Genomic DNA, 24,976 nt, shown 5'->3' with positions numbered 1-24,976 from the left:
CCTATGGCCCATCAGAAAAAAACGATCATCACATGTGCCGTAACCGGTGCAATACATACGCCCACCATGTCGGATGCGCTGCCGTACAGCTATGATGATATCGCGCGGCAGGCGATCGAAGCTGCCGAGGCTGGTGCGTCGATCCTGCACCTGCATGCTCGCAACCCTGACAACGGATCGCCATCCGTTGATCCGAATGACTTTGCGCCTTTCCTGCCCCGCATAAAACAGGCGACAGACGCCGTAGTGAACCTGTCCACCGGAGGATCGCTGACTTTGTCGATTCAGGAGCGGATCAATCCGGCCAAGACTTTCAGCCCCGAAATGTGCTCAATGAATATGGGGTCGATGAACTTTTCGTTTCACCCGCTGGCCAACCGGTATGGCGATGACGATTGGAAATTTGATTGGGAGAAGGACTATGTCGCGAACTCCGATCAGAACATTTTTCGCAATACGTTCCGGGACATTCGCGAGGCGGCTGAAACACTCGCGCCACATGACATCAAATTCGAACATGAATGCTATGACGTCGGTCACTTGTACAACTTGAAATTCTGCATGGACATTGGGCTGTTCAAGGCGCCCATTTTCATTCAGTTCATCTTTGGCATTCTCGGCGGCATCGGGTCCGAGGTCGACAACCTGATCTTCATGAAACGGACGGCCGACAGGCTGTTTGGTGACGATTACCGGTGGTCAGTGCTGGGAGCAGGTGGAGCACAGATGTCGCTTGCTACGACGGCCAGTCAGATGGGCGGCAACGTTCGCGTTGGATTGGAGGACAGTTTGTTCATCTCTCGCGGTAAACTGGCCGAAAGCAATGCTCAGCAAGTCGCTAAGATTCGACGTATTGTAGAAGATCTGGGCAGTGAGGTCGCGACCCCTGATGAAGCAAGGGAAATCCTAGACTTAAAGGGAGGAGACCGCGTCGCCTTCTGAAGGTAGGATGACCAAAATCAACTCTAGTCAATTTACATTTTTGGATTTTACGAAAGCCCAAGGAGATTGAGCCATGCGATTGAAAGTTCTGATATTCAGTGCGCTTCTGACAGGATTTGCAACCGTGCAGGCTCATGCGCAAAACGCGCCACAAGACATCACCAATCTATTGTTCAGCAACCGGTCCGGAGACTGTGCGGATTATGCGGGAGTGTATGCCGCTTCTGTGGAGGACGTAACGCGCCAAAAACAGTTTATCTCTGAAATCGAAATATCGGCAAATAGCCAGCACTGCACCCTTAAGACCAACGGTATCCCCAATCATGATTTCAACGGGCCTACAGCCAACTTCGCTAACAATGTACGCGAATTGCCTGGCACTTTTCGGATTCCCAGAAATCCGGAAAAGGCCCGTAACCAAACCGCGCTGTCGCAACGGAGTTACGACGCCATTTTGTTGAATGGCGTGCCGGTCGATTTGCTTTCGGCGGGGTGTTATCGCCCGAGCGGCCCGCGAGCAGATAAGAACGGCAATGTGTTGGCAGGGTGTCGAGACACTGATCCTTGGCTGCTCGATCCGCCGTCCTACGATCAGTATTTTGGCGTAGATCTTCACAATGCTCACGCCCAGCCCGATGGGAGATATCACTACCATTCCAATCCAAATGCTCTGTTTTTGGATCACGACCTTGATAAACCGTCACCTGTTATTGGCTTCGCAGCTGACGGCTTTCCGATCTACGGGACGATTTTCAAAGACAGCGACGGCAAAATTAGACCTGCGATCTCTGGCTATGAACTCAAAACTACACCACGACCTGCTCCACCTACAGGGCCGGGTGGTACGCCGGACGGGACATATATCGACGACTACGAGTTCACAGAGGCTGGCGATCTAGATAAGTGCAATGGCATGACTGTGGATGGCCAATACGGATACTATGTCACGACAAGCTACCCGTGGGTGCTAAACTGCTTGGTCGGAGCACCTGACAGGTCATTCGACAAAAGGTGATCTCTAGCCCCGATTTCGGAGATGCAGTTTTGACCTATCCTGGATTGACCCAGACACTTTGCGTTTTCTCCGCGATGCAAACGGTATTGCGAAAATGCTCGCAATTCTAATCTGATTGGGATTGCCATCTGTTTAAAGCGTTCAAAGTGATTCATTGAATTTGAGACTGCTGCCTTGGGGCTCAAATCAAATGTTCTTTGCACCCAAGCCTTTTAGTCAAGCGTTCCTGTCGATCTATCGGATCATGAGAAATAGAATACTGGGGCTTCAAATGACTTGGCCCCGGTAAACTGTGGGTTGCGACGAAGCGACGAAAACACAATGCTCGCTTCGCCGTACACTGTAGTTACTTTAGGTAGGTGTTGAACCAATCAATAGTGCGGTCCCAGGCTAGGTTTGCCATTTCCTCGTCATAACGAGGCGTACTGTCGTTATGGAAACCGTGGTTGGCATTTTCGTAGATGTAGGCTTCGTATACCTTTCCGTTGGATTGCAGAGCGGCTTCAAAATCCGGCCAACCTGCGTTGATGCGGTCATCAAGCTCTCCCATCTGAATCAGCAGCGGTGCCTGAATTTTGGCTACATCTTCGGCTGCTGGCTGGCGGCCATAGAACGGCACGCCCGCTGCCAGTTCCGGGTAGGCCACTGCAATTGCGCTGACCACACCACCGCCATAACAGAAACCCACAGCGCCAACCTTCCCGGTGCAGTCTTCTCGGTTCAAAAGGTATTCAAAGCCATTGAAAAAATCATTCATCAGCTCGACCCGATCGACCGTCTTTTGAAGCTCGCGCCCATCAGCATCGTTGCCCGGGTATCCTCCAACCGACGTCAGACCGTCTGGAGCCAGAGCCATAAAGCCTGCTTTCGCCAAGCGTCGCGCCACATCTTCGATGTAGGGATTAAGGCCGCGGTTTTCGTGGATCACCAGTACCGCGGGCAGAGGCTCATCCACACCGGCAGGCCGGACAAGGTAGCCCCGTACGTCGCCGGTACCATTTGGCGAGGGATAGGTGATGTAGTCTGCATGGATATCGGGATCGTTGAATGACACCTGCTCGGCCAATGCATAGTTCGGGCTGAGCATGTTCAGCAACGCGACCGCAGATAAACCACCAACCGCGAACTTACCTGCGCGATCCAGAAACTGACGTTTAGTGATTTTGCCGTGCGCGTAAAAATCGTACAGGTCCAGTAGTTCCTGGTCGAAGTCTTTTGCCGTCATGCGAGTCATGGTCAATCTCCTGATGAGTTTGGCAGTCTGAAGGGTAGGTAGTATCCGATCTGAAGGTCTTGATTTTATTGAGCGTCTGGATGGGCTTCCTAAGATACCGCCGGTGACAGTTCCTTGTTCGCGTACCGTTCGCGCAGCATGTTCTTTTGAACTTTTCCCATAGTGTTTCGTGGCAATTCCGGGACAAGTTCGTAGCGGCGCGGATGCTTAAAGCGCGACAGCTTATCCCTGATGGTCTCCGCGATCTGAACCGTGTCAAGTTTTAGGCCTGGCTCAGCAACCAAAGCGGCGATGATTGCTTCACCGAAGTCGTTGTCGGGGACGCCGAAAACTGCCGATTCAAGAACACCATCTATGTCGTTCAGGATGTCTTCAATTTCTTTGGGATAGACGTTGTAACCACCGGTAATGATTAGGTCCTTCGATCGGCCGACAATCGACAGATAGCCATCCTCGCTGTATTGGCCCAGATCTCCGGTGATGAAAAATCCATTTTCTCGAAGCTCTTCAGCCGTTTTTTCGGGCATCTGCCAATAGCCCTGAAAAACATTGGGGCCACGTACTTCGATCATTCCAACCTCGCCCTGGGGCAGCGGTTCTCCTGTTTCGGGGTTGGTTACGATCACCTCGGCGCCGGGTAGAGCCATGCCTACAGTTCCCGCGCGACGCTCACCGCTATAAGGGTTCGAGGTGTTCATGTTCGTTTCGGTCATACCGTAGCGCTCAAGGATGCGGTGCCCGGTGCGCGTTTCGAACGCCACATGGGTTTCGGCCAGCAACGGGGCTGAGCCGGAAATGAATAGGCGCATGTTCTCTGTGATCTCATCGGTGAAACCTTCATCCGCCAGCAATCGCGTATAGAAAGTGGGGACACCCATCAGAAGGGTCGAGTGGGGCAATTCCTCCAAGATCATACCAGCGTCGAATTTTTCCATCAGACGCACATTGGAACCGGCGAGTAGTGATGTGTTCATCGCCACGAAAAGCCCGTGCGTGTGAAAGATGGGCAACGCGTGAATCAAGCGATCAGCGTCGGTGATACCCCACAAATCCACAAGGGCTTGGGCATTGGACAGCAGGTTTCGGTGGCTGAGCATCGCTCCCTTGGACCGGCCCGTGGTACCTGATGTGTATAGAAGCGCCGCGAGGTCGTCCGGCGCGCGATCCACTGTTTCGAATACACAAGGCTGTGCGTCCGCTTCGCGGCTCAAGCTTGGATTTTCGCCACCCAAGGTCAGCAGCTTTGCACCAGACCGGGTTGCCAATTGCTCGAATTTAACTTCGTCGTGGCTGTCGCAAACGATTAACGTAGGTTCCGCATCAGAGATGAAATAGTCCAACTCTGCCATGGTATAGGCGGTGTTTAGGGGCAGGTAGACAGCACCTGCCTGAACCGAAGCGGCATAGAGAGCAATCGTGTCGGCCAGCTTGGGGGCCTGCACAACGATGCGATCGCCGGGGGAAACTCCGCTGTTCTGCAAGACATGCGCGATCTGGGCGGTGCGCTGCAGAAACGCGTCATAAGAGACTACCTGGCCATTATCGAGTTGCAGGAATGGAGCCATGTTGCCCTCGTGACGGGCAAACAAACTGTCGTAAAGTGTATTAGTCACGCTTTATTTTCCCTAGGCTTTACCGCAAGCGTCGCAGTTGAAGCCGCGCGAATTGAACGCGAGGCTTGGATCGTGGCACGTGTCGCGAATTCTTCATGATAACGTTCTGTTTTGTTCAAATCGTAAAGGTAGTTGACCATCGCACCTCCGGACTGGGCGCGTCCGTTTGGCGACTGATCTGCCTCGGCATGCAGTTCATGAAGTTCGGCGCCATTGCCCAAGTGAAAGCGCGCCACAGGATCCAGCGGCATCCCATCTTCGCGCTTGGCAAACATCAAGTACCGGGCGGCCATCGCGCGCACGTCCTGCGGTGCTGCTGTTTCTGCAAGCACGGCCTCGGCGGCATGCCCGTGTTCCGGGTGGTCTGTTTCACCAGCCAGCCACCGGTTTAGCCCCGGTATCGGCGACAATGTCACAAAGGTATCAAGCCCGCGAAGCTCTCGCGAAAGCTCGGTCACAACCTGCTTTATCAATAGATTCCCAAAGCTGATGCCCGCCAAACCCTTTTGGCAGTTTGAAATGGAATAGAACGTCGCGACCTTTGCCTGCTCGGCTTCGATCGGTTCTCGTGCTTCGGATAGAAGCGTATCTATTGCATCCGGGATTTCGGCGGCCAGAGCGACCTCAACAAAAATCAGTGGCTCGTCTGGCATCGAAGGATGGAAGAACGCAAAACAACGACGGTCTGGCGGGTAGAGTCTTCGCCGCAAATCGTCCAGATCGTTGATCTGGTGCACTGCTTCATAGGCGACGATCTTATCCAGAACGCGGGCAGGGGTGTCCCAGCTGATTTGTTTGAGGACCAGAAAGCCCCGGTTGAACCAGCTGCGCAGTAAATGGACGAAATCGATATCTGTTCGCTTGAGTTCCGGTTTGGATTTGAGAAAGCGCAGCAGATCAACGCGCATGGCTACAAGTTCCTGCGTCGCACCAGACGGCTGGTTCAGCCGTCGCAATAACTCTTGCCGCCGTGGCTCTGAAACTTGGCTAAGCCTTTCATAAAGGTTGACACTTTGGTCACTGGCGTAGAGGCGGGCTGCTTCAGAAAGCTGAATTGCGTCCAACTCTAGCTTGTCATTCAAATAGACAAAAAAGTCTAGTTTCTCCGCATCATTCAGGGTGTGGTAGCGCTCAAGGATCGTAGACGCGAGCGTGAATCCTGAAACTTCACCTTCCGCGGACAAAAGCGCCTCACATAGTTCGGCAATGGACCGTTTGTCATCCTTGCCACGCCTTTTGTCGGGACGGTCCAGCAATTGGTTTAGTAGATCACCGAGAAACCAATTCCGCTGCATTTCAGGGCTCCATCTGGCTGCTAAGGTACTCACCTGTGCGGCGGTAGTGATCGATTAGGTGCCGAGTTGCGCTGTCCGCGTCGTGATTTAATGCGGCGTCTAGGATTTGTTGATGTTCGGCGGCGATGTCTCGCTTTTTGTAGCTCGACCCGCCGGCCGCCAGATAGCGGTAGCGAATGTTCAGGTCGTAAAGCTGCGAGCAATACCGCAGCAGCAACGGCAGTTTCGAATTGTCCAACAAGGCCATATGAAACGCCTTGTGAGCGTTCTCAAAGTCCCGCGCCCCGTTCTGGCTGGCCTTTTTCATATGATGGTGTCGTAACACAAGCCGATCTTCCCAAGGTGCATCCGCATTGGTGATGGAAGCGCGCAACGCGGTTTCCTCAAGGTTGCAGCGCAACAGAAGTATTTCCTCAAAGTTACACTTGCTGACTGGCGCTGCCCGAAATCCGCGCTGATCAATCCGCTCGACCAACATGTCCGAAGTCAAAAGGCTAAGCGCTTCACGAACCGGACTGGCGCCAGTGTCCAAAAGTCCGCGAAGCTGTTCGATCTTGAGTTTTTGACCCGGAGGTAATTCTCCTGTCAGGATCATTTCACGCAGCCTTCGATACGCTCCATGAGTGGCTGATGTCTCTTTGCCCTCAGTGTCAAGCATGGCGTCCATATCCGACTGTTCCTATTTCGCGGCTAATACTCTTGAGTGCACTTAACTGAAGGCACTCGTTCCAGTCGATAGACCAACTGAAAGGTTCAGCGAGCCTTCGTTGATCAACCAGCGCCGAAGTACAAAGCTACGTGCCCCGCTTTTGTGCATAGGATCGTCTTCGGCCAGCTTCCGGGCGGATTCAAGATTGTCGGCGCGATAGATGATCAGGCCCATTCCTTGCAAATGCTCGCCTGTTTCATCCGACATGGGGCCTGCAAAAGCCAGCTGCCCCGAACGTTCCAACTGCGCCTGATATGCCAAGTGATCTGGTAGTGACGCCTTTACATCTTCGGGCGCTTTGGCTGGCGTGCTCAGCGCGACGTAAAGCTCCAAAGCAAGCGCACCGCGGCTTTTTGCTTCTGATTTGTAGTCTGCCCAAGCAACCATTTGCCGCCTCCAAAAATATCGATATTATTTGACATATGGCAAAATAGTCGTCAAAAATCAAGCGAACTGACATGGATGGTGAAAATGAAATACCTGGTGGGGGAGACTTCGGAAGGCACAGCGGTTTTTGCTGTAGACGGTGAAAACGCAGTGAATCTAACGGCTTTGGACCCTGCTGTCGGTTCGGATTTGATGGGTTTGATAGCCAAGCCTGAGCTGGCCGACTCACTTGCCAGCAAAATTGACGCGGCAGACAGTGTGCCCGTGTCTTCCATCACTCCGGCATTGCCCGTTACCGCTCCAGGAACGATCATTTGCATGGGGTTGAATTACACGGACCACATCAAGGAAGGCGGGTATGATATTCCGGAGTATCCGACGCTGTTCATGCGCGGGAAGAACTCGATCATGGCGGCGGGGCAACCCATGGTGCGGCCTGCCTGTTCCGAGAAGCTCGACTACGAAGCCGAACTTATGCTGATCGTTGGAAAGCGCGGACGCCATATCTCGGAGCAGGACGCACTGGATTATGTCTTTGGCTACACTGTATTTAACGATGGTTCGCTGCGGGACTATCAGCGCAAAACCGTTCAGTGGACGCCCGGCAAAAACTTTGATGACACGGGCGCGATCGGCCCTTTCACCGTGACTCCGGATGAGTTGCCCGAAGGGGCATCAGGTCTGAAGATCGAAAGCCGTGTGGGTGATGAAATCCTTCAAAGCTCGAATACCGCCAACATGATTTGGGGGGTTCGTCAGGTCATCGCGACGATTTCGGAATATACTACTCTGGAGCCGGGGGATTTGATTGCGCTGGGTACGCCGCCCGGTGTCGGACACGCCAAAAAGCCCAATCCCCGTTGGCTGAAGCCCGGCGAAACCGTTGAGGTCGAGATTGAAGGCATCGGAATCTGCGCCAGCCCAATCATTGACGAAAAGGACGCCAAATCCAAGGTGGCTGCAGCATGAGCGCACCAACCGGAGCAGAGCTGGAGGCACTTCGCGCCAAGGCGCAGCAAGATCACCGCGATCTGCGCGAGCGCATTCCACGCTTGTCGGATGACGCGATCGCCTTGATCTTGCGCGAATCCAGATCGCACTACGCGTGGACCAACAAGCCTGTTTCTGACGACATACTTGAAGAGATCTACGACATCACGATCAACGGCGCGACCAGCATGAATACTTTGCCTGCGCGTTTCGTTTTCGTGAAAAGTCCCGAAGGGAAAGAGCGGCTTGCAAAGTCTTTAAAGCCGAAGAATGTGCCAAAGATGATGGATGCTCCGGTCACGGCGATCATTGCCTATGACATGGACTTCTGGAAGGAACTGCCCTTTCTTTTCCCGCACGAAGACCGTCGGCAATTGTTCGAAAACAAGCCCGACTACGTGGCAGACACGGCCTTTCGAAATGGCACGCTTCAGGGCGCTTACTTCATGATTGCGGCCCGGGCGGTCGGGTTGGACGTCGGCGCCATGTCAGGTTTTTCGAACAAGATCGTGGATGAGGAGTTCTTCGCGGGCACGACGCTCAAGTCCAATTTTCTTTGCAATCTGGGCTACGCGGACGAGACCGGATTGTTCCAGAAGCTTCCACGTTTTCCATTCGAAAAAGTTTGCTCTTATGCATGAGGAGGGGACGCTGTGGCTATGAAAGTGAAACCCGTCGTGACTTACCGCACGACAGCTCAGTGCGCGACTCATGCGCGGACTGAAATACCAATTCGCGATCTAGATGTTGTTGTCGATGAACCCGTCGAACGCGGCGGGACAAATCTTGGTCCGTCTCCGACCGAAACCGCAATGGCAGCCCTGATCGCCTGTACGAATGTCATCGGGCACAAGAACGCACATCGGTTGGGAGTTGACCTCGGCACTGTGACAATCGACGCGAAATGCAGGTTGGACCGGCGTGGTGTGCTGATGGAGGAGGAGATCGATGTTCCGTTTCCGGAAATTGAACTCACCGTGAATTGTGAGACGCCCGCCAGTCAGGAGGAACTGACGCGCGTGGGCGAGGAGACAGCCAAGTATTGCGCCATCGCAAAACTGTTTGAAGCGGCAGGCACGGACCTGACCGTAAACTGGGTCAAAACAAACAAATAATGAAACGACCTGTCTTTCTGGGAGGAGAGAAATGAAAAACTGGACCAAATGCAGCCTAGTGGGCGCTGCTCTGGCAGGCGTCATGGCGATGCCCCTTGCGGCAGAAGAGACTATTTCAGCTGTTGTGATTGATGGGTACCCAGATCGGGCCTTATGGGTGAAGGAATTCACCAACTTCTTTATTCCAGAAGTGGACAAGCGGCTGGCTGAGTCCGGTAACTACAAGATGAACTGGCAAGAGAACTACGGCGGTTCGATCGTTAAGCCGAAGGGCGTTTTGGAAGGTGTCCAACTTGGCCTTGGCGACATTGGGATCGTCACGACAATCTTCCATTCTTCTAAGCTGCCCAGCCAGGGTATTTCAGGTTCGACGCCCTTCGTGGCATCCGACTCCCGTGCCGTAGCCAAAGCCGTGGATGAAATCGCGCGTGAATATCCGGCGATGCAGAACGAGTTTGCTGCGCAGAACCAAGTTTACCTGGCAACTGGCGTCGTACTCGATACCTACCAGGTTTTCTGTACGGAGCCGGTTTCGGCTGTTTCTGACCTGGAAGGGCGAAAAGTGGCCGGAGCTGGACTTAACCTTCGATACCTTGAAGGTATCAAAGACGCGGCCGGAGTACGTGGCGGTCTGACCGATTTCTACAATATGCTTCAAACCGGCTTGGTTGATTGTGCGATGCTCTGGCCGGAGGCTGCCAAAACATTCAAGATCGCCGAAGTAGCTCCTTACATGCTCAAAGCTGACTTGGGTGCGGTGAATTCCAAGACGATCACTGTGAATTCTGACTACTGGGCAAAGTTGCCCGACGAAGTCAAAGACGTTCTTAAGGCCGTCGCCATTGACTACCGTGATCATGTGGCCGGTATCGCTATGGACCGCGCCGCGGCCTCAAGGGATGCCTATACCGAAGCCGGCGGAACGATTGTCGAAGTTTCGGACGAAGAACGAGCGGCTTGGGCCAACGCAATGCCCAATGTTGCACAGGAATGGGCTGCCACGCTGAATGAAAACGGCGAACAAGGCGACGCGATATTAGCCGCCTATCTTGGAAAGCTGCAGGACGCCGGTTTCACCGGAGTACGCGACTGGACGGCCGAATAACTGGCTGGCGATCCACGAAAGGGGCCTTTCATGCTGAAGACCGCAGTTGCTGGCTTGTCGCGGGTCGCCAATTCGCTTGCTATCGCCGCCAACGCATTGGGTACGCTTGTCGTCCTTGCATTGGTGGTCATTCTGAATGTCGACGTCATTGCGCGGGGCCTGTTTTCGGCCCCGCTGCGCGGAACCTACGAGATGGTGCAATTCTCGGTCGTGATGATCGTGTTCCTGCAGCTGGCCGACGTTGTCAGAGTGGATCGATTGACGCGCTCAGATGGGTTTCTGAACCTGCTACACCATCGTCGCCCCGGTCTGACAGCTAACCTGAGGCGCATCATCAACGCCATTTCGGCAATCTTTATGGCCTTGATCGCCTATGTAACCTTCCCAGAATTTCTTCACATGTGGGAAACGCAGGACTACTTCGGAGTGCCCGGTCTTTTCACATTGCCTTGGTGGCCGGTCAAACTGGTCATCGCGTGCGGTACTGCGCTTGCCTGCGTGATCTTCCTGCTCAAGGTCGTCACGGCGCAGGACCGCCCGCAACTTATTCGCACCCCAGAGCATGACGAGGCCGCAGAATGACGCCGATTGAGATTGGCCTGATCTCGGTCGTTGCCATAGTCTTTCTGATTTACGCGGGCGTCTACATTCCGATTGCTTTGGGCGTGGTCTCCTTCGTGTCGATCTGGCTGATGCGGGACAACTTCACGCTTGCGCTCAACCTGCTGAAGGTTGCGGTCGGCGACAGCGCGATGGAATACAGTTTCGCGACAATCCCGCTGTTTACCTTTATGGGCCTCATCGTTTCAAAAGCGGGGCTAGGTAGGGACATTTACGAGGTCATGACCATGCGATTTCGCAAGGTCAAAGGCGGTATCGGAATGGCGACCGTCGGAGCAAATGCCGTGTTTGCGGCCGTTACCGGGTCGTCCATTGCGTCCGCATCAGTGTTCACCAAGGTCTCGGTCCCGCAGATGATGGCGCAGGCATATAACCCACGTTTTGCGGTTGGGGTTGTGGCCGGGTCGTCGGTTTTGGGGATGATTATTCCACCCTCGGCGATGCTGATCATCTATTCCTTTGTCGCCGAACAGTCCGTAGGGGACATGTTTCTTGCGGGAGTAATACCCGGTATCATGCTGGCAATAGCTTATGTGGGCGCGATCTGGTTGATGGGCCGTTTTACACCTGCATTTGTGGGCGGCCGGGTCGTCGAAGACACCGAATGGATGTCCGGGCGCGAGATCGCATCCAAGACCCTGCCCACATTGTTCATTATCACGGTAGTGCTCGGTGGCATTTACACAGGATGGCTAACCGCTGTCGAGGCGGGCGCCGCCGGGGCACTGGTTGCGCTCGTGATCGCAGTCGTACGCAAGTCCATGACACCAAGAGCGTTCTGGGACGCGTTGCTGGAAACCGGTCACATTACAGCGGCGATCTTGTTCCTGATTACGGCGGCTTCGATCTATAGTCGCATGCTGGGGCTGGCCGGGCTGCCAAATCAGTTGCAGGATTTGCTCGCGGGAAATTCCGCGTCCTTTTGGTCGATCATGCTGCTCTACGTTCTCTTGATGCTTTTTCTGGGAACTTTGCTCGATACGGCGTCCATCATTCTGATCGTCGTCCCGCTGTTCCTGCCCATGGCCGAAGCCCTGGACATGTCGTTGATCTGGTTTGGCATTATCACTGTGGTCGGCGCCGAAATCGGGCTTTTGACCCCGCCTTTGGGCATATCTTGCTTCGTCATCAAATCGACGATCAACGATGACCGAATATCGCTCAAGGATGTGTTCATGGGCGCACTTCCCTTCGCGTTCGTGATGCTGATCGTTCTGTTTATTCTGATCGAGTTCCCGATCCTCAGCCTTGCCCTGATTTAAGGAGGCGCAGATGCGCTCTGTTACCAAAGACAATATCACCGACGTGTTCATGGGATACCTGTCCAAGGACACCGATCCGCGGATGAGAGAAATCATGGGGTCTCTGGTCAAACACCTCCATGACTTCGCGCGGGAAACCAACTTGACACATGACGAATGGCGCGCCGGGATTGCGTTTCTGGAGGGATGCGCCGCCGTGGAATCAGAGGACAGGCATGAGTTCGTGCTCGCCTCGGATGTGCTAGGCCTTTCGTCATTGGTGGACATGTTGCATTCAAGTTCTGATGCAACAAGTTCATCCGTACTTGGCCCTTTCCATGTCTCTGGCGCGCCGCCTCTGCCATTCGGCGGGGATATGAAGCGCCACTACGGCGGACCTGTGCTGCTTGCTGAAGGCGTGATCCGGGACACCGATGGTAATCCGATTTCCGGTGCAGAACTGGATATCTGGCAAACCGCGCCGAATGGAATGTATGCAAGCCAGGACGAAGAACAGGACACCTATTCATTCCACGCTCTGATGACGGTTGGGGAGGATGGAAAATATGCGTTCACCACGGTCAAACCGGTGGAATACACGGTTCCGTCGGATGGACCCGTCGGAGACATCCTACGGGCGTGTGGGCGCCATCCTTGGCGGCCTTCGCACCTACACTACATCGTCAAGGCTCCTGGCTACCGTTCTTTGGTGACCGAGATATTCCCCGACGACGATCCTTATTTAGATCAGGACACGGTGTTTGGAGTTCGGGACGATCTGGTGATGACCTATGTCGAACGGCCGGCTTCAGAATTTCCGGACGGCATGGAGCTTTCTGGTACGATCACCGAACCATTCTTGCACGTGAAATTCGACGTGACGCTTGCCAGATTCTGAATAGTTTCGAGGAGGCATGTGGTGCTGAAACACATCTGCATTTTGAGTGCCGCGCTGTTTTGCAGCAGTGCCATCGCACAAGAGCGCCCGATCTTTGACGCGCATATTCATTACAGCCACGACGCCGTCAAACTGGTGCCACCAGAACAGGTGGCTAAAATCCTTCGGGATGCGGGCGTGCGGAAAGCACTGGTTTCCAGCTCGGATGACAATGGCACTCAGCTTTTGTTAGCCGCGGCACCGGACATCGTCGTTCCAGCACTGCGCCCGTACCGTCGTCGCGGTGAAATCAACACATGGATGCACGATGAAACTGTAATTGACTATTTGGAAGAAAACCTAGCCAAGAACGACTACGAAGCCATAGGCGAGTTTCACGCTTACGGAGACGACATTAAGACGCCGGTTATCCAGCGCATGATTGCACTGGCGAAAGAGCGGAACCTCATTCTACACCACCACGGCGATCGAGAGGCAGTTGACCTGATCTTCGAAACCTGGCCTGAAGCTCGGGTACTGTGGGCCCACTCTGGCTTTGATGATCCGGCGAGTGTTGTTGACGCGCTGGACACCTATCCCAGGCTTTGGGCCGATTTGGCATTTCGTTCAGACATGGTCTCACGAGGCAGTATCGACCCGAATTGGAAGGCTGCGTTCGAAGCCCATCCCGATCGGTTTATGGTCGGTACGGATACATTTGCGCCGGAACGCTGGTACTATGTCGGCCCCCACGCAGATTTTTCGCGTGAATGGCTGGATTTGCTGCCGGACCAGATTGCGGACAACATCGCCTATGCCAACGCAGAACGTTTGCTGGCATCAGAATGATCCGCAGCGCTGTCTGGTTTATGATTTGGTCCAGCACGGCTTTTGCTTGTGACGTAACTGGGCAACGTATGAATTCGGAAGTTCAAAACGCACCCGAGGTTTATCTGTCCGTCGATGAAATCCCGTTGGCTCGACCGTTTTCCGTACTGGTTTCTATTTGTAGTGAAACTGCCGTGGGCCAAATGCGTGTGGATGCAACCATGCCCGCTCATCGACACGGTATGAACTATACCCCCAAAGTTACCGCCTTGGGCGGCGGAGCGTTCCGCGTTGATGATATGCTGTTTCACATGCCGGGTTTGTGGGAGCTGCAGGTCGATGTCGACATCAATGGCCAATCAATTTTCTACTCGTCAGAAATTACGCTGAAATGAAACTGTGGTTTACAGCTGCGCTAATAGCCCTGACAGGTGCAGTGCGTGCAGAGGTCTTGTTGTCTGCAGACGAAATTGAACAAACGCTTTCCTTTGGGCCTTGGCCACCATCCTTCCATTCGGACCCAAGCAATAGAGTTTCGAACAATGCCAGAGCGATCGCGCTTGGAGAGGCCTTATTCAACGATCCGGTGTTGTCCGTCGACGGTGCATTTTCTTGCGCAAGTTGTCATGATCCGGAACAGGCATTTACAACTCCAGAGGCGCGGGCGCTCGGCCGTGTACTGTTAGATCGAAACACTCCATCACTGCGGAACCTGGCCGGACTCCGCTGGTATGGGTGGGGTGGCAAAAGCGATAACCTTTGGGCAGCCAGCCTGCATCCGATCATCGAAGAGCAAGAGATGGCGCACAGCCCCGAAAGCCTAAAAACAGCAATCTCTGAAAGTGCCTACATTGATGACTTTGAAGCTATTTTTGGCGTCATCCAAGATCAAGGCCCAGAGCTTGTTCTGGTGAATACTGCAAAATCTCTTTCGGCTTACTTGGAGACTTTGGTTACCGACCGGACGCAGTTTGACGATTTTCGCGATGCCTTAGAGCGTCGAGATTTTCCAGCGGCTGCGTACTACCCCGAAGCAGCCCAGCGAGGTCTTCAGCTGTTCTTAGGGCGCGGGAATTGCGTGTTTTGCCACAACGGCCCGAGGTTTTCCAACAATGAGTTCCACGATGCCGGTGTACCATACTTTCTGAATGAAACCGAGGTTGACGAAGGTCGGTTTGGTGGATTGATTTTTTTGCTCTCAAGCCCCTATACACTAGACGGCGACTGGAATGACGATCCGGATAAGCAAGGTGCTTGGGCGGTTCGAAATGTACGCCGGAACCACGCTGATTTTGGAACCTTCCGCACGCCCAGCCTGCGCGGAGTGGCTGAAACCGCACCGTACACGCACGACGGCAGCCTAAGGGATCTGAACGCTGTGATCCGGCATTACAGCAAAATCAATACGGAAAGGCTGCACGCCGACGGTGAAGCCATTCTCTCGCAATTGAATTTGTCTGAGCAAGAGATTGCAGACTTAGTTGCTTTTTTGATGACGCTGTCAAAGGCGCCTTACTAAAGCGCTTGTGTTTAAAGCCCGGAAACGGGCTATTTGGCAAGCTGGTTCGGCGACTATCGTTAGCAGTGCCGATGAGGGGGTTCTGCTCGCTCTGGGTCAGAATTGCTTGACGTTTGGGTCAGAAATGGATGACGTGATCGGCCGATTTGTTGAGGTTTTGGATGTCGATTGAGTCAAAGATCAGTGACGTCCCACATTTCCCTGTCAGGCGACACATAGTTCTGCCAGCAGCGACAGAACCTTGCCATTTTCGCCTCACTTCCTTCATCCAGCACCTAGACCGGTTTCAATGATCCTGACTTCTCCATTGGGAAAATCAGGGCTGATTTGCAGATCAGACGCCGAAGGCGCCTGTTCCTGCTAATCTGCCACGTGGCGAACGCGGATGGGGGCGAGGCAATGCTATTCGACAATAGTGGTGCGGCCCGCAAGCGTAGCCGAGGACACGGTGTTGTCTAATAGGGTTGCCCGAGGGGGAAGGCAGCGCCTTACCCCTGATGGCCAGGGGCGTTTGGCTTGTCCAAATCCCGCTGCCCCAAAACAGGTGCAGCGGAGCAGGCTGCGCCTTTACTATTTGCGCAAGAACGCGTTGTTATTCTAATGAATCGGCGGAAAGCGGTAGTTCGCTGCGTGAGCAAACAGGTCTTCACAAGATTGAAAGCTGCCATTCAATTTAGGGTTTTTACTCAGTCAATTAGCTGCGAGGGCATGACAGCAAAAACCCTTGGTTCACTAACGGATCAATTCCCATATTACACTCAATGAAATGTTCAGTTTTCGACAAAACTTTAGCAACTTCATCATCTCTAACCACAGACAATTTGAACGTCGACAATACGATAGTAAGATCAAGGCCGGTCTCACCAGAAAGCGATCAACGTGTCTCGGCTCAAACTCGAACATCTACAGACGTTTCTTGCTGTTGTACGCTTCGGTAGCGTCAGCAAGGCAGCGGAAGTGCTTAACCTGACGCAGCCTGCCGTGACTACGCGCATTAAGTCGCTGGAGGACGCCTTGGGGACGTCGTTGTTCGAACGTGAAAGCGCCGGGATGCGCCTGACCAAGCGTGGGGATATGCTGGTCCACTATGCCGAGCAATTTCAGCACCTTTCCGATCTGGTCGAAGAGCACGTTGTGGACACGAGTGCCGTTGACAGGTTGATCCGCCTTGGCGTGTCCGAAACCATCGCACAAAGCTGGTTGCCCGAATTCGTCGGAGCGTTGCGCGCAAAGTACCCCTCTCTCAAGATCGAGATCAGCGTCGACATTTCATTGAACCTACGGGACCAGTTGCTGGGGCGTGAAATTGACCTGGGTATCCTGCTCGGGCCGATCTCAGACTACACGGTTGACAACGTGGTATTGCCGGATGTGCCACTGGCATGGTTCCAAGCGTCGGGTGGACCTGTTGGAAAAGATGTTGATCTGGCTGGCATTCCTATCGCGACCTACGCCAAGAACACTCGGCCGTACCGGGAATTGAGGGCCGCTCTGTTCGAACGATTCGGTTCCGGAATCTCCCTGTTCCCGTCCTCCTCATTGTCATCTTGTTTTCGGATGGTTGAGGCTGGGCTGTGCGTAGGCGCCCTCCCGATCTCGCTGGCGAAAAAAATGGTGCAAGAGGGAAAACTGGTCGAATTCAACCCGGGATGGGTTCCCGAACCCCTTCAATTTTCTGCGTCTTATCTGGGTGATCCACGCAACCATCTGCTTGAGGCTGCAGCGGGTATTGCCAAGGAAATAGCACTTCGAAAAGCATAAAAAACTTTTATGTAGAAACCAAAAATAATACAATTTGATTTTATGCCTCGGTCACACGAACGTATTCCAAATGAGGGAGGCGTCGTGATGAACGATCTATTTGAGCCACTAAAATCTGCGACAACTGCGTCTGTGCGCGCGCAGATCAGGTCACAGGCCTATCGCGGGCACACTGCCGGTTTGGGCGGAAATACCCTGCAGGCCAACCTGGCGATTTTGCCTGAACCTTACGCGTTGGATTTCATGCGCTACTGCCAGCGAAATCCAAAACCCTGTCCGATTGTTGGTGTTTCCGACACAGGCAATCCGAACATGGACACCTTGGGCAGTGATATCGATATCCGCACCGATACTCCGGCTTACTACGTATATCGCGACGGCATCCACGTCGACACGGTTCATGATCTCAAGCAACTGTGGCGCGATGATTTTGTGGCGTTCGCTTTGGGGTGCTCATTCACTTTCGAACATGCATTGCAACAGGCCGGCGTACCGCTCTGGCACATCGAAAACGACCGCACAGTGCCGATGTTCGTGACCAATATCCAAACGATCAAATCTGGTCCTTTCGAGGGGCCAATGGTTGTCAGTATGCGGACGATCCCTAATGCAAGGGTCGACGAGGTTGTCGAAATCTCGCGCAAGTTTCCTTTGGCGCACGGCGGTCCGGTGCATTGGGGCGATCCTGCGATCATTGGGATTGCCGACATTAGCAGCCCGGATTGGGGCGATCCGGCTCCGGTCCCGGACGGAACCACGCCAATGTTTTGGGCTTGTGGCGTCACACCTCAGGCTGCGATCAAGAATGCCAAACCTTCAATCGCGATCACACACAAGCCGGGTCACATGCTGATCACCGACATCGCTGATGACGCCGAAACACCAATCTACCAATCAAGATGATACAACAGGAGAGAAACCAGATGAAGAAACTCGCAACAACGCTCGGCGCGCTCGCTGTTTCAGCAACCGCAGCCATTGCCGACAACCCCGTGGTTTTGAACGCAGTAGGAACGTGGTCCAGCCTGACCAACTACCAAAAACACGAAGAGCCATTCTTTAACCAACGGCTCAACGAGGCATCGGGCGGCGAAATAGTCGGAAAAATCCAGTCGCAATCCGGTTTGGGGCTAAAGGGCTTCGAGATCATGCGCATGGTCAAGAACGGTGTCTTCGACTTTGCCTTTGGCTTGCCCGGCTACGTCGCCGCCGAAAATGCGATTTTCGAAGGCGCTGATCTGTCCACTTTGACACAGGACATCGACACGCAGCGTAAGGTGGCCGACGCCTATTTCGACACGTTGTCCTCGGCGTTCGAAGAGATCTACAACGCCAAGCTGCTTATGCTGTACCCGTTCCCAAGCCAAACCCTTTGGTGCAACGCTGAAGTGAACGGAATTTCCGATCTGGAAGGCAAAAAGATCCGCGTCTACTCGACGACTTTGGGTGATTTTGTAGAAGGTGTCGGGGGCACATCCGTAACTGTCGCCTTCTCCGAGGTTATTCCGGCGCTGGAAAAAGGTGTCGTAGACTGCGCGATCACCGGCACCATGTCAGCCTATACGGCCAAGTGGAACCAGGTGGCCACTCATGCCTATACCTTGCGTGTTGGCTGGGGTCTGGCATTCGGAGCCATGAACCTGGACAAATGGAACAGCCTGACGCCAGAACAACAGGCACTCTTGGAAACCGAACTCGCGGTTCTGACGGACTCCATGTGGGCAGAGACGGCAACCGAAGATGATATTGCGATTTCCTGCATCACCGGCGGCACATGTGAAATCGGTGAAGCCGGATCCATGACGCTCGTCGAACCCACGGCAGACGATTTGACCGCACGGGACAAGATCGCGACCGATGTCGTGCTGGCCCGTTGGGCGGAACGCTGCGGCGCCGATTGTGCTGCAAACTGGAATGAAACCGTTGGCCCGATCCTTGGCCTGAAAGCCGAAGCCAAGTAATCCGGCCGATTCAGTGGGGCGGTCAAACTCCCGCCGCCCCACCACAAAACATCAGGTAATCAAAATGTTAGACAAGCTCTTAGGCGGCGCGCGAAGGCTGAGCCTTTGGATGACGTGGCTGGGTGGTACACTGATCGTGTTTTCGGCCTTCCTCATCACTCTCGAAGTCTTTCTACGCAAAGTTTTCAACATCTCGCTGGGCGGGGCGGACGAAATCTCGGGCTATGCCTTCGGTGTGGCAACCGCGTTGGCGATGTCTTTTGCGCTGTTTGAACGCGCGCATATCCGGGTTGACGCCCTGCTCGGAGCAATTCCCAAGGTGCTGCACCCAATTATCAACCTGTTTGGCCTCGTGCTTTTGACAGGATTTGCCTTGGTCATCGTTGTGATGGTGTGGGGTATGGTGGCCGACACGCTGGCTAACGGTTCCCGGTCGATTACTCCGATGCGCGTACCGTTGGCCATTCCCCAGATACCGTGGCTCTTGGGTTGGATGTTCTTTGTAGGCTCGGGCGTTCTGATCGCTCTGGCCGCGATCAGACAATACTTACGAGGCGATCTGGCCGGAGTGCAGGACCTGATCGGCGTGAAATCCCTGGACGAACAAATAGAAGACGAGACGGTATAGACCGATGCTGATCAAGACACTCCTGATCCTACTTGCCCTCATCGGTTTGGCCGTTCCTATTGCCGCCTCGTTGGGTTGGCTGGGCCTGATCCTGCAATGGACCGACAGCCCGATGCCGTTGCACCGCGCAATATCGGATATGGCATGGCAGACCAGCACGGACTTTCTGCTGGTGGCAATCCCGATGTTCGTAATGATGGGAGAGATCCTTTTGCGTGCTGGCATCACCGAACGGATGTACGACGGTATTGTCAAATGGCTTGGATGGTTGCCGGGTGGGTTGATGCATTCCAATATCGGATCCTCGGCCCTGTTCGCGGCCACGTCTGGGTCATCCGTAGCCACAGCCGCAACCATCGGAACGGTGGCTGTGCCGCAGATCAAAAAACGGGGTTACAACGAGCGGCTGTTTCTCGGCACCGTGGCTGCCGGAGGAACGCTCGGCATTCTCATCCCGCCTTCGATCAACCTGATCCTATATGGTTTGTTGACCAATACTTCGGTGCCGGAACTGTATCTGGCGGGCTTTCTGCCTGGATTTCTGCTGGCACTGTTGTTCATGGCAACCGTCGTTGTGGCATGCATGATCAGGCCGGAATGGGGCGGGGACCAATTACGCCACAGCTGGGCAGAGCGGCTTGCTGCGCTTCCTGCACTGATCCCCCCTCTTGGCATCTTCATGGTGGTCGTCGGCTCGATTTACGCAGGTCTGGCTACGCCTACCGAAGCCGCAGCATTGGGCGTTGTTGCCTCGATGGCGCTTGCGGCGTTCAACGGCAAGATGTCGATGGAAACCATGCGTCACGCAATCGAAGGCACAATGCGCACGACCGCCATGATCATGCTGATCATTATAGCTGCGGTGTTCCTGAACTTTGTCCTTTCAATAATCGGCCTGACCCAGGCTTTGACCGATTTTGTCACAGGGCTGGGCTGGAGCCCAATGCAAACCATGTTGATGATCGTCGCGGTGCTGATCCTGATCGGCTGCTTCATGGAGACGTTGTCCATGCTGTTGACCATGGCGCCGCTGGTTACCCCGATCGTTGTGGCGCTGGGTTTTGATCCGGTGTGGTTTGGCATCTTGTTGATGGTACTTCTGGAAACCGCTCTGATCACACCGCCGATAGGGATCAACCTTTATGTGGTGCAAGGGATCAGGAAAGCAGGACCGATGATGGATGTGATCCGCGGCGCATTGCCATTTGTTGTTACCATGTTCGTCATGCTCGGGCTTCTTTTGGTTTTTCCGAAGCTCGCAACCTGGTTGCCTTCCTTGGTGTACTAAACCGCCGAGGCTTCCTTCCCCCTTCATGAAATTCAATGCCGGTTTGGCCGGCAAGCAGAGGAGTTATGTCCATGTGGCAGTTTTGGGTAGATCGGGGTGGCACGTTCACCGACATCGTTGCACGCAAGCCGGATGGAAGTTTGCAGACACATAAGTTGCTGTCCGAGAATCCTGAACGCTATGCCGACGCCGCTGTACAAGGTGTTCGTGAATTGCTGGGTCTGGAAAGCGATCAGGACATCCCAAAAGGGTCAATTCGTGCGGTAAAGATGGGAACCACGGTCGCGACCAACGCGCTGCTGGAACGGAAAGGCGAACGAACCATTCTGTTCATAACGAAGGGGCTGCGCGATCTTTTGCGGATCGGGTATCAGAACCGTCCGCGCCTGTTCGACCTGAACATCCAGCTGCCCGAGCTTCTGTACGAAGACGTAGTCGAAGTCGAGGAACGTGTCGCGGCAGATGGCGAGGTCGTGACACAGCTGGATATCGACAAAACGAAAACCGCGTTGGAAAAGGCCTATTCGGAAGGATATCGTTCCGTCGCTGTCGCGCTTATGCACAGCTTTCAGCATCCCAGTCATGAAAAACTGATTGGTGAGCTGGCGCGTGCCGTTGGGTTTCCACAAATCTCGCTTAGCCACGAGGTGAGCCCGCTGATCAAACTGGTGGGCCGCGGAGACACCGCAGTGGTTGATGCCTATTTGTCACCCATTCTTCGTCGATACGTAGAGCAGGTAGCGACAGCTCTGGGCGCCGATGAAGGCGGGTGTGATCAATTGATGTTCATGCAGTCTAACGGCGGCTTGACCGACGCGGATCTCTTCCAGGGTCGTGATGCCATTTTGTCCGGACCAGCGGGCGGAGTCGTCGGGATGGTACGCACCGCTGCCGATCATGGCTTTGACAAACTGATTGGTTTCGACATGGGCGGCACGTCTACGGACGTGTGTCACTATGCCGGTGAATATGAACGATCCTTTGAAACCGAAGTTGCCGGCGTTCGGATGCGCGCTCCGATGATGTCAATCCATACGGTCGCTGCAGGTGGCGGTTCCATCCTGTCCTTTCGCGATGGCAGGATGCAGGTCGGGCCGGAAAGTGCCGGTGCCAACCCCGGACCTGCTGCCTATAGACGCGGTGGCCCGCTGACCGTCACCGACTGCAATGTTTTGCTTGGTAAACTGCAGCCCGAGCATTTTCCTTCGGTTTTCGGCCATGAAGGCAACGAACCGTTGGATAAGGAAATTGTGCGCAGAAAATTTGAAGCTCTGGCGGCTGAAATGGGCACGGATAAATCAGTTGAGGAACTTGCCCAGGGCTTCTTGCGGATCGCTGTCGAGAACATGGCGAACGCGATCAAGAAAATCAGTGTGCAACGCGGTTACGACGTCACCAAATACACTATGAATTGCTTTGGCGGCGCTGGGGGACAGCACGCCTGTCTGGTCGCCGACGCGTTGGGGATGGAACGGATATTCATTCACCCGTATGCAGGCGTTTTGTCAGCCTTTGGTATGGGTTTGGCGGACATCACAGCGATCCGGGAACATCAGTTCCAGTCCTCTATTCTGGATCCAGAGGCACAGAACATCTGCGATGTTCTGGCGAAGTCCGCCAGGGCTGAGGTTGCGGCGCAGGGCGTGGCAGAGGTAGATATCTCGATCTCAGCAACTGCCCATATCCGTCCCGCGGACGCTCAGCAAAGTCTGTCGGTGCCATTTTCCGACCCGATTTCGATGCGCGACGCATTTGTCGTGTCGCACAAGCAGCGCTTTGGATTCGCGCCGGATACCAGCGATCTGATCATCGAAATGCTGGTGACAGAGGCTATTGGAAAGACGGGTGAGCAGGTCACTTTGCCCGATAGTGACGCAACTAATGCCGCTCGGATTCCGGTGACGCTTTATTGCAGCGGGCACCACCAACAGGTTCCCCTTGTTGATCGGACGCAGCTTGGCATTGGTCAATCGATCAAAGGCCCGGCGATCTTGACCGAACCAACTGGAACAAATGTCGTTGAAGACGGTTGGACCGCCACCTGTCTGAGCGGTGGCAACCTGGTCCTGACGCGTGAAACACCGCTGCAGCGGGTTGAAGCAGTCGGCACAAATGTCGATCCGGTTATGCTGGAAGTGTTTAACAACCTTTTCATGTCTATAGCCGAACAGATGGGGGCAACGCTCGCGAATACGGCGTATTCAGTGAATATCAAAGAACGGTACGACTTTTCTTGCGCGATATTTGACCAAAACGGTGATCTGGTTGCCAACGCACCGCATGTGCCCGTGCACTTGGGCTCGATGTCGGAAAGTGTTCGTACGATCCTATGTCAAAACAAGGGCAAAATCCGTCCTGGCGATGTGTTCATGATGAACAACCCCTATAATGGCGGCACCCACCTTCCCGACGTTACCGTCATAACCCCGGTTTTTGACGAAGCAGGTGGTAATATTGTGTTCACCGTCGCCTCGCGCGGCCATCACGCTGATATCGGAGGTAAAACTCCTGGGTCGGCTCCACCCGATAGTCGCCACATAGAAGAAGAAGGCGTGTTGATCGACAATTTCTTGCTGGTCGATCAGGGTGAGTTGCAAGCCGATGCGGCGCGCGATCTGTTGGCGTCGGGGCGTTACCCATGTCGCAATGTCGATCAGAACATGGCGGATCTTGCTGCACAGATTGCGGCGAATGAAACCGGAGCAGCTGAACTGCGCAAAATATCGGAACAGTTTGGTCTGCCGACGGTCCACGCTTACATGAGGCATGTGCAGGACAACGCTGAGGAAAGCGTGCGACAGGTTCTCGACGTCTTGCGAGATTGCAGCTTTTCCTACCCATTGGACGGAGGAGCAAAAATCGAAGTTGCAATCTCGGTAGACAAGGCATCCCGAACCGCCACCATCGATTTTTCGGGCACATCCGGTCAATCGCCGCTCAACTACAATGCACCACTGGCGATTTGCCGTGCCGTTGTCTTGTACGTGTTCCGAACGTTGGTCGGCAGCGATATCCCGATGAACGAAGGCTGTATGAAACCTCTGAATCTGATTGTTCCAGCGGGAACGATGATCAATCCCAACGCGCCTGCGGCTGTCATTTCCGGCAATACGGAAGTCTCGCAAGCCATTGCGGACACCCTTTATGGTGCACTTGGGGTTGTTGCAGGCAGCCAGGGCACGATGAACAACTTTGTCTACGGCAATGCCACCTATCAAAATTACGAAACCATCTGCGGAGGGACCGGAGCTGGCAAGGGCTTTGACGGTACCAGCGCAGTACACAGCCACATGACAAACACCCGCATGACGGACCCGGAGGTACTGGAAAGCCGGTTCCCGGTACGGTTGGAGGAATTTTCGATCCGCTCTGGTTCGGGCGGGAACGGTGCGTTCCAGGGTGGCGATGGTATCCGCAGGCGGTTGCGGTTCTTGGAAGAAACAACCGTGACCGTCCTTTCGTCCCACCGGGATACCCATCCACACGGTACCTCTGGCGGCGCCCCGGGTGCGACGGGACAGAACGCAATTGTCCGTAGCAGTGGGTTGGTCCAAGAGCTTGGCGGTAACGACCAATCAGTTCTGTTTCCGGGCGATGTTTTCGTAATGGAGACGCCAGGTGGAGGTGGGTTCGGCCAACCAGACAAAATGGTATGATATGGAGATACACGATGAACCAAGCATTGTTGTGGAAAAAGAGCGCTCTTGACTTGCTCGGGATGTGGCGAAAACGCTTTTTTTTGACAGGAAATACGGCTGAGGTCAGCTTCGCCCAAAGACGCTGGCCTACTGCCAATCGGTTATTGCTTGTGTTATGAACGACCACTTTGGGGATCGGTTTAGAAGCG

General features: G+C 54.2%; 23 protein-coding genes. 18 read left to right on the top strand and 5 right to left on the bottom strand.

The genetic code is table 11. The features are described from left to right. Nucleotides 1-3: 3 nt before the first annotated feature. Together kce and ACR0JG_RS04060 are read left to right on the top strand one after the other, a co-directional pair. A complete protein-coding gene (gene kce, locus ACR0JG_RS04065) occupies nucleotides 4-942 on the top strand; it encodes a 3,5-dioxohexanoate:acetyl-CoA acetone transferase (protein WP_480567676.1) in 939 nt (312 codons plus the stop codon). A gap of 73 nt (nucleotides 943-1,015) precedes the next feature. Further along, nucleotides 1,016-1,957 carry a YHYH protein gene (locus ACR0JG_RS04060; RefSeq protein ID WP_480567673.1) on the top strand — a complete coding sequence of 314 codons (942 nt, stop codon included), beginning with the start codon at nucleotides 1,016-1,018 and terminating at the stop codon, nucleotides 1,955-1,957. Between the two features lie 346 nt (nucleotides 1,958-2,303). On the opposite strand, the gene yghX is transcribed toward ACR0JG_RS04060, so the two are convergent. The 5 genes from yghX to ACR0JG_RS04035 all read right to left on the bottom strand — a co-directional run bounded on the left by yghX (nucleotide 2,304) and on the right by ACR0JG_RS04035 (nucleotide 7,195). Continuing rightward, entirely contained in the window at nucleotides 2,304-3,191 is an 888-nt protein-coding gene (gene yghX, locus ACR0JG_RS04055; RefSeq protein ID WP_480567671.1) for a YghX family hydrolase, read from the bottom strand. A gap of 89 nt (nucleotides 3,192-3,280) precedes the next feature. Beyond that, complete coding sequence (locus ACR0JG_RS04050) at nucleotides 3,281-4,804, bottom strand: malonate--CoA ligase (RefSeq protein ID WP_480567668.1); 1,524 nt, start codon at nucleotides 4,802-4,804, stop codon at nucleotides 3,281-3,283. Continuing rightward, entirely contained in the window at nucleotides 4,801-6,099 is a 1,299-nt protein-coding gene (locus ACR0JG_RS04045; RefSeq protein ID WP_480567665.1) for a malonyl-CoA decarboxylase, read from the bottom strand. Before ACR0JG_RS04045 ends, ACR0JG_RS04050 begins: the two co-directional genes overlap by 4 nt. A 1-nt stretch (nucleotide 6,100) precedes the next feature. Next, nucleotides 6,101-6,757: a GntR family transcriptional regulator gene (locus ACR0JG_RS04040; protein ID WP_480567663.1), complete on the bottom strand. Its 657-nt coding sequence runs from the start codon at nucleotides 6,755-6,757 to the stop codon at nucleotides 6,101-6,103. A gap of 51 nt (nucleotides 6,758-6,808) precedes the next feature. After that, nucleotides 6,809-7,195: a YciI family protein gene (locus tag ACR0JG_RS04035; protein ID WP_480567661.1), complete on the bottom strand. Its 387-nt coding sequence runs from the start codon at nucleotides 7,193-7,195 to the stop codon at nucleotides 6,809-6,811. 84 nt (nucleotides 7,196-7,279) lie between these two features. On the opposite strand from ACR0JG_RS04035, the gene ACR0JG_RS04030 reads away from it, so the two are divergent. From ACR0JG_RS04030 to ACR0JG_RS03955, 16 genes are all read left to right on the top strand, one after another. Then, nucleotides 7,280-8,164, top strand: a complete 885-nt coding sequence (locus tag ACR0JG_RS04030) for a fumarylacetoacetate hydrolase family protein (RefSeq protein ID WP_480567658.1) — start codon at nucleotides 7,280-7,282, stop codon at nucleotides 8,162-8,164. Then, on the top strand, nucleotides 8,161-8,826 hold the full coding sequence (locus ACR0JG_RS04025) for a malonic semialdehyde reductase (protein ID WP_480567656.1): 666 nt from the start codon (nucleotides 8,161-8,163) through the stop codon (nucleotides 8,824-8,826). The genes ACR0JG_RS04030 and ACR0JG_RS04025 overlap by 4 nt, the downstream gene beginning before the upstream one ends. An 18-nt stretch (nucleotides 8,827-8,844) precedes the next feature. Continuing rightward, nucleotides 8,845-9,300: an OsmC family protein gene (locus ACR0JG_RS04020; protein ID WP_480567654.1), complete on the top strand. Its 456-nt coding sequence runs from the start codon at nucleotides 8,845-8,847 to the stop codon at nucleotides 9,298-9,300. Nucleotides 9,301-9,331: 31 nt separating this feature from the next. Beyond that, nucleotides 9,332-10,405 carry a C4-dicarboxylate TRAP transporter substrate-binding protein gene (locus ACR0JG_RS04015; RefSeq protein WP_480567652.1) on the top strand — a complete coding sequence of 358 codons (1,074 nt, stop codon included), beginning with the start codon at nucleotides 9,332-9,334 and terminating at the stop codon, nucleotides 10,403-10,405. Nucleotides 10,406-10,435: 30 nt separating this feature from the next. Beyond that, a complete protein-coding gene (locus ACR0JG_RS04010) occupies nucleotides 10,436-10,987 on the top strand; it encodes a TRAP transporter small permease subunit (RefSeq protein ID WP_170475503.1) in 552 nt (183 codons plus the stop codon). Then, complete coding sequence (locus tag ACR0JG_RS04005; RefSeq protein WP_010437378.1) at nucleotides 10,984-12,288, top strand: TRAP transporter large permease; 1,305 nt, start codon at nucleotides 10,984-10,986, stop codon at nucleotides 12,286-12,288. Before ACR0JG_RS04010 ends, ACR0JG_RS04005 begins: the two co-directional genes overlap by 4 nt. A 10-nt stretch (nucleotides 12,289-12,298) precedes the next feature. Then, nucleotides 12,299-13,165: a dioxygenase family protein gene (locus ACR0JG_RS04000; RefSeq protein ID WP_171614803.1), complete on the top strand. Its 867-nt coding sequence runs from the start codon at nucleotides 12,299-12,301 to the stop codon at nucleotides 13,163-13,165. Between the two features lie 21 nt (nucleotides 13,166-13,186). Then, the gene (locus ACR0JG_RS03995; protein ID WP_480567649.1) at nucleotides 13,187-13,993 is read left to right on the top strand and encodes an amidohydrolase family protein; all 807 of its coding nucleotides are present in this window, start codon (nucleotides 13,187-13,189) and stop codon (nucleotides 13,991-13,993) included. Beyond that, nucleotides 13,990-14,367, top strand: coding sequence for a hypothetical protein (locus ACR0JG_RS03990; RefSeq protein ID WP_170716473.1), 378 nt, complete (start codon nucleotides 13,990-13,992; stop codon nucleotides 14,365-14,367). Before ACR0JG_RS03995 ends, ACR0JG_RS03990 begins: the two co-directional genes overlap by 4 nt. Next, nucleotides 14,364-15,491: a cytochrome-c peroxidase gene (locus ACR0JG_RS03985; protein WP_480567647.1), complete on the top strand. Its 1,128-nt coding sequence runs from the start codon at nucleotides 14,364-14,366 to the stop codon at nucleotides 15,489-15,491. Before ACR0JG_RS03990 ends, ACR0JG_RS03985 begins: the two co-directional genes overlap by 4 nt. 879 nt (nucleotides 15,492-16,370) lie before the next feature. Beyond that, complete coding sequence (locus tag ACR0JG_RS03980) at nucleotides 16,371-17,252, top strand: LysR family transcriptional regulator (RefSeq protein WP_480567644.1); 882 nt, start codon at nucleotides 16,371-16,373, stop codon at nucleotides 17,250-17,252. Nucleotides 17,253-17,339: 87 nt separating this feature from the next. Then, entirely contained in the window at nucleotides 17,340-18,155 is an 816-nt protein-coding gene (locus ACR0JG_RS03975) for a putative hydro-lyase (protein ID WP_480567641.1), read from the top strand. A 20-nt stretch (nucleotides 18,156-18,175) separates the two neighbouring features. After that, nucleotides 18,176-19,213, top strand: a complete 1,038-nt coding sequence (locus ACR0JG_RS03970) for a TRAP transporter substrate-binding protein (protein WP_480567638.1) — start codon at nucleotides 18,176-18,178, stop codon at nucleotides 19,211-19,213. 64 nt (nucleotides 19,214-19,277) lie between these two features. Beyond that, the gene (locus ACR0JG_RS03965) at nucleotides 19,278-19,841 is read left to right on the top strand and encodes a TRAP transporter small permease subunit (protein WP_480439428.1); all 564 of its coding nucleotides are present in this window, start codon (nucleotides 19,278-19,280) and stop codon (nucleotides 19,839-19,841) included. Between the two features lie 4 nt (nucleotides 19,842-19,845). Beyond that, entirely contained in the window at nucleotides 19,846-21,129 is a 1,284-nt protein-coding gene (locus ACR0JG_RS03960) for a TRAP transporter large permease (protein WP_010441863.1), read from the top strand. A 71-nt stretch (nucleotides 21,130-21,200) separates the two neighbouring features. Continuing rightward, a complete protein-coding gene (locus tag ACR0JG_RS03955; protein ID WP_480567634.1) occupies nucleotides 21,201-24,785 on the top strand; it encodes a hydantoinase B/oxoprolinase family protein in 3,585 nt (1,194 codons plus the stop codon). The last annotated feature ends 191 nt before the right edge of the window (nucleotides 24,786-24,976 follow it).

Source organism: Ruegeria sp. AD5 (assembly GCF_056542345.1).
The sequence above is the reverse complement of the archived record's forward strand: the minus strand, read 5'-3'. Positions and strand labels throughout refer to the sequence as shown.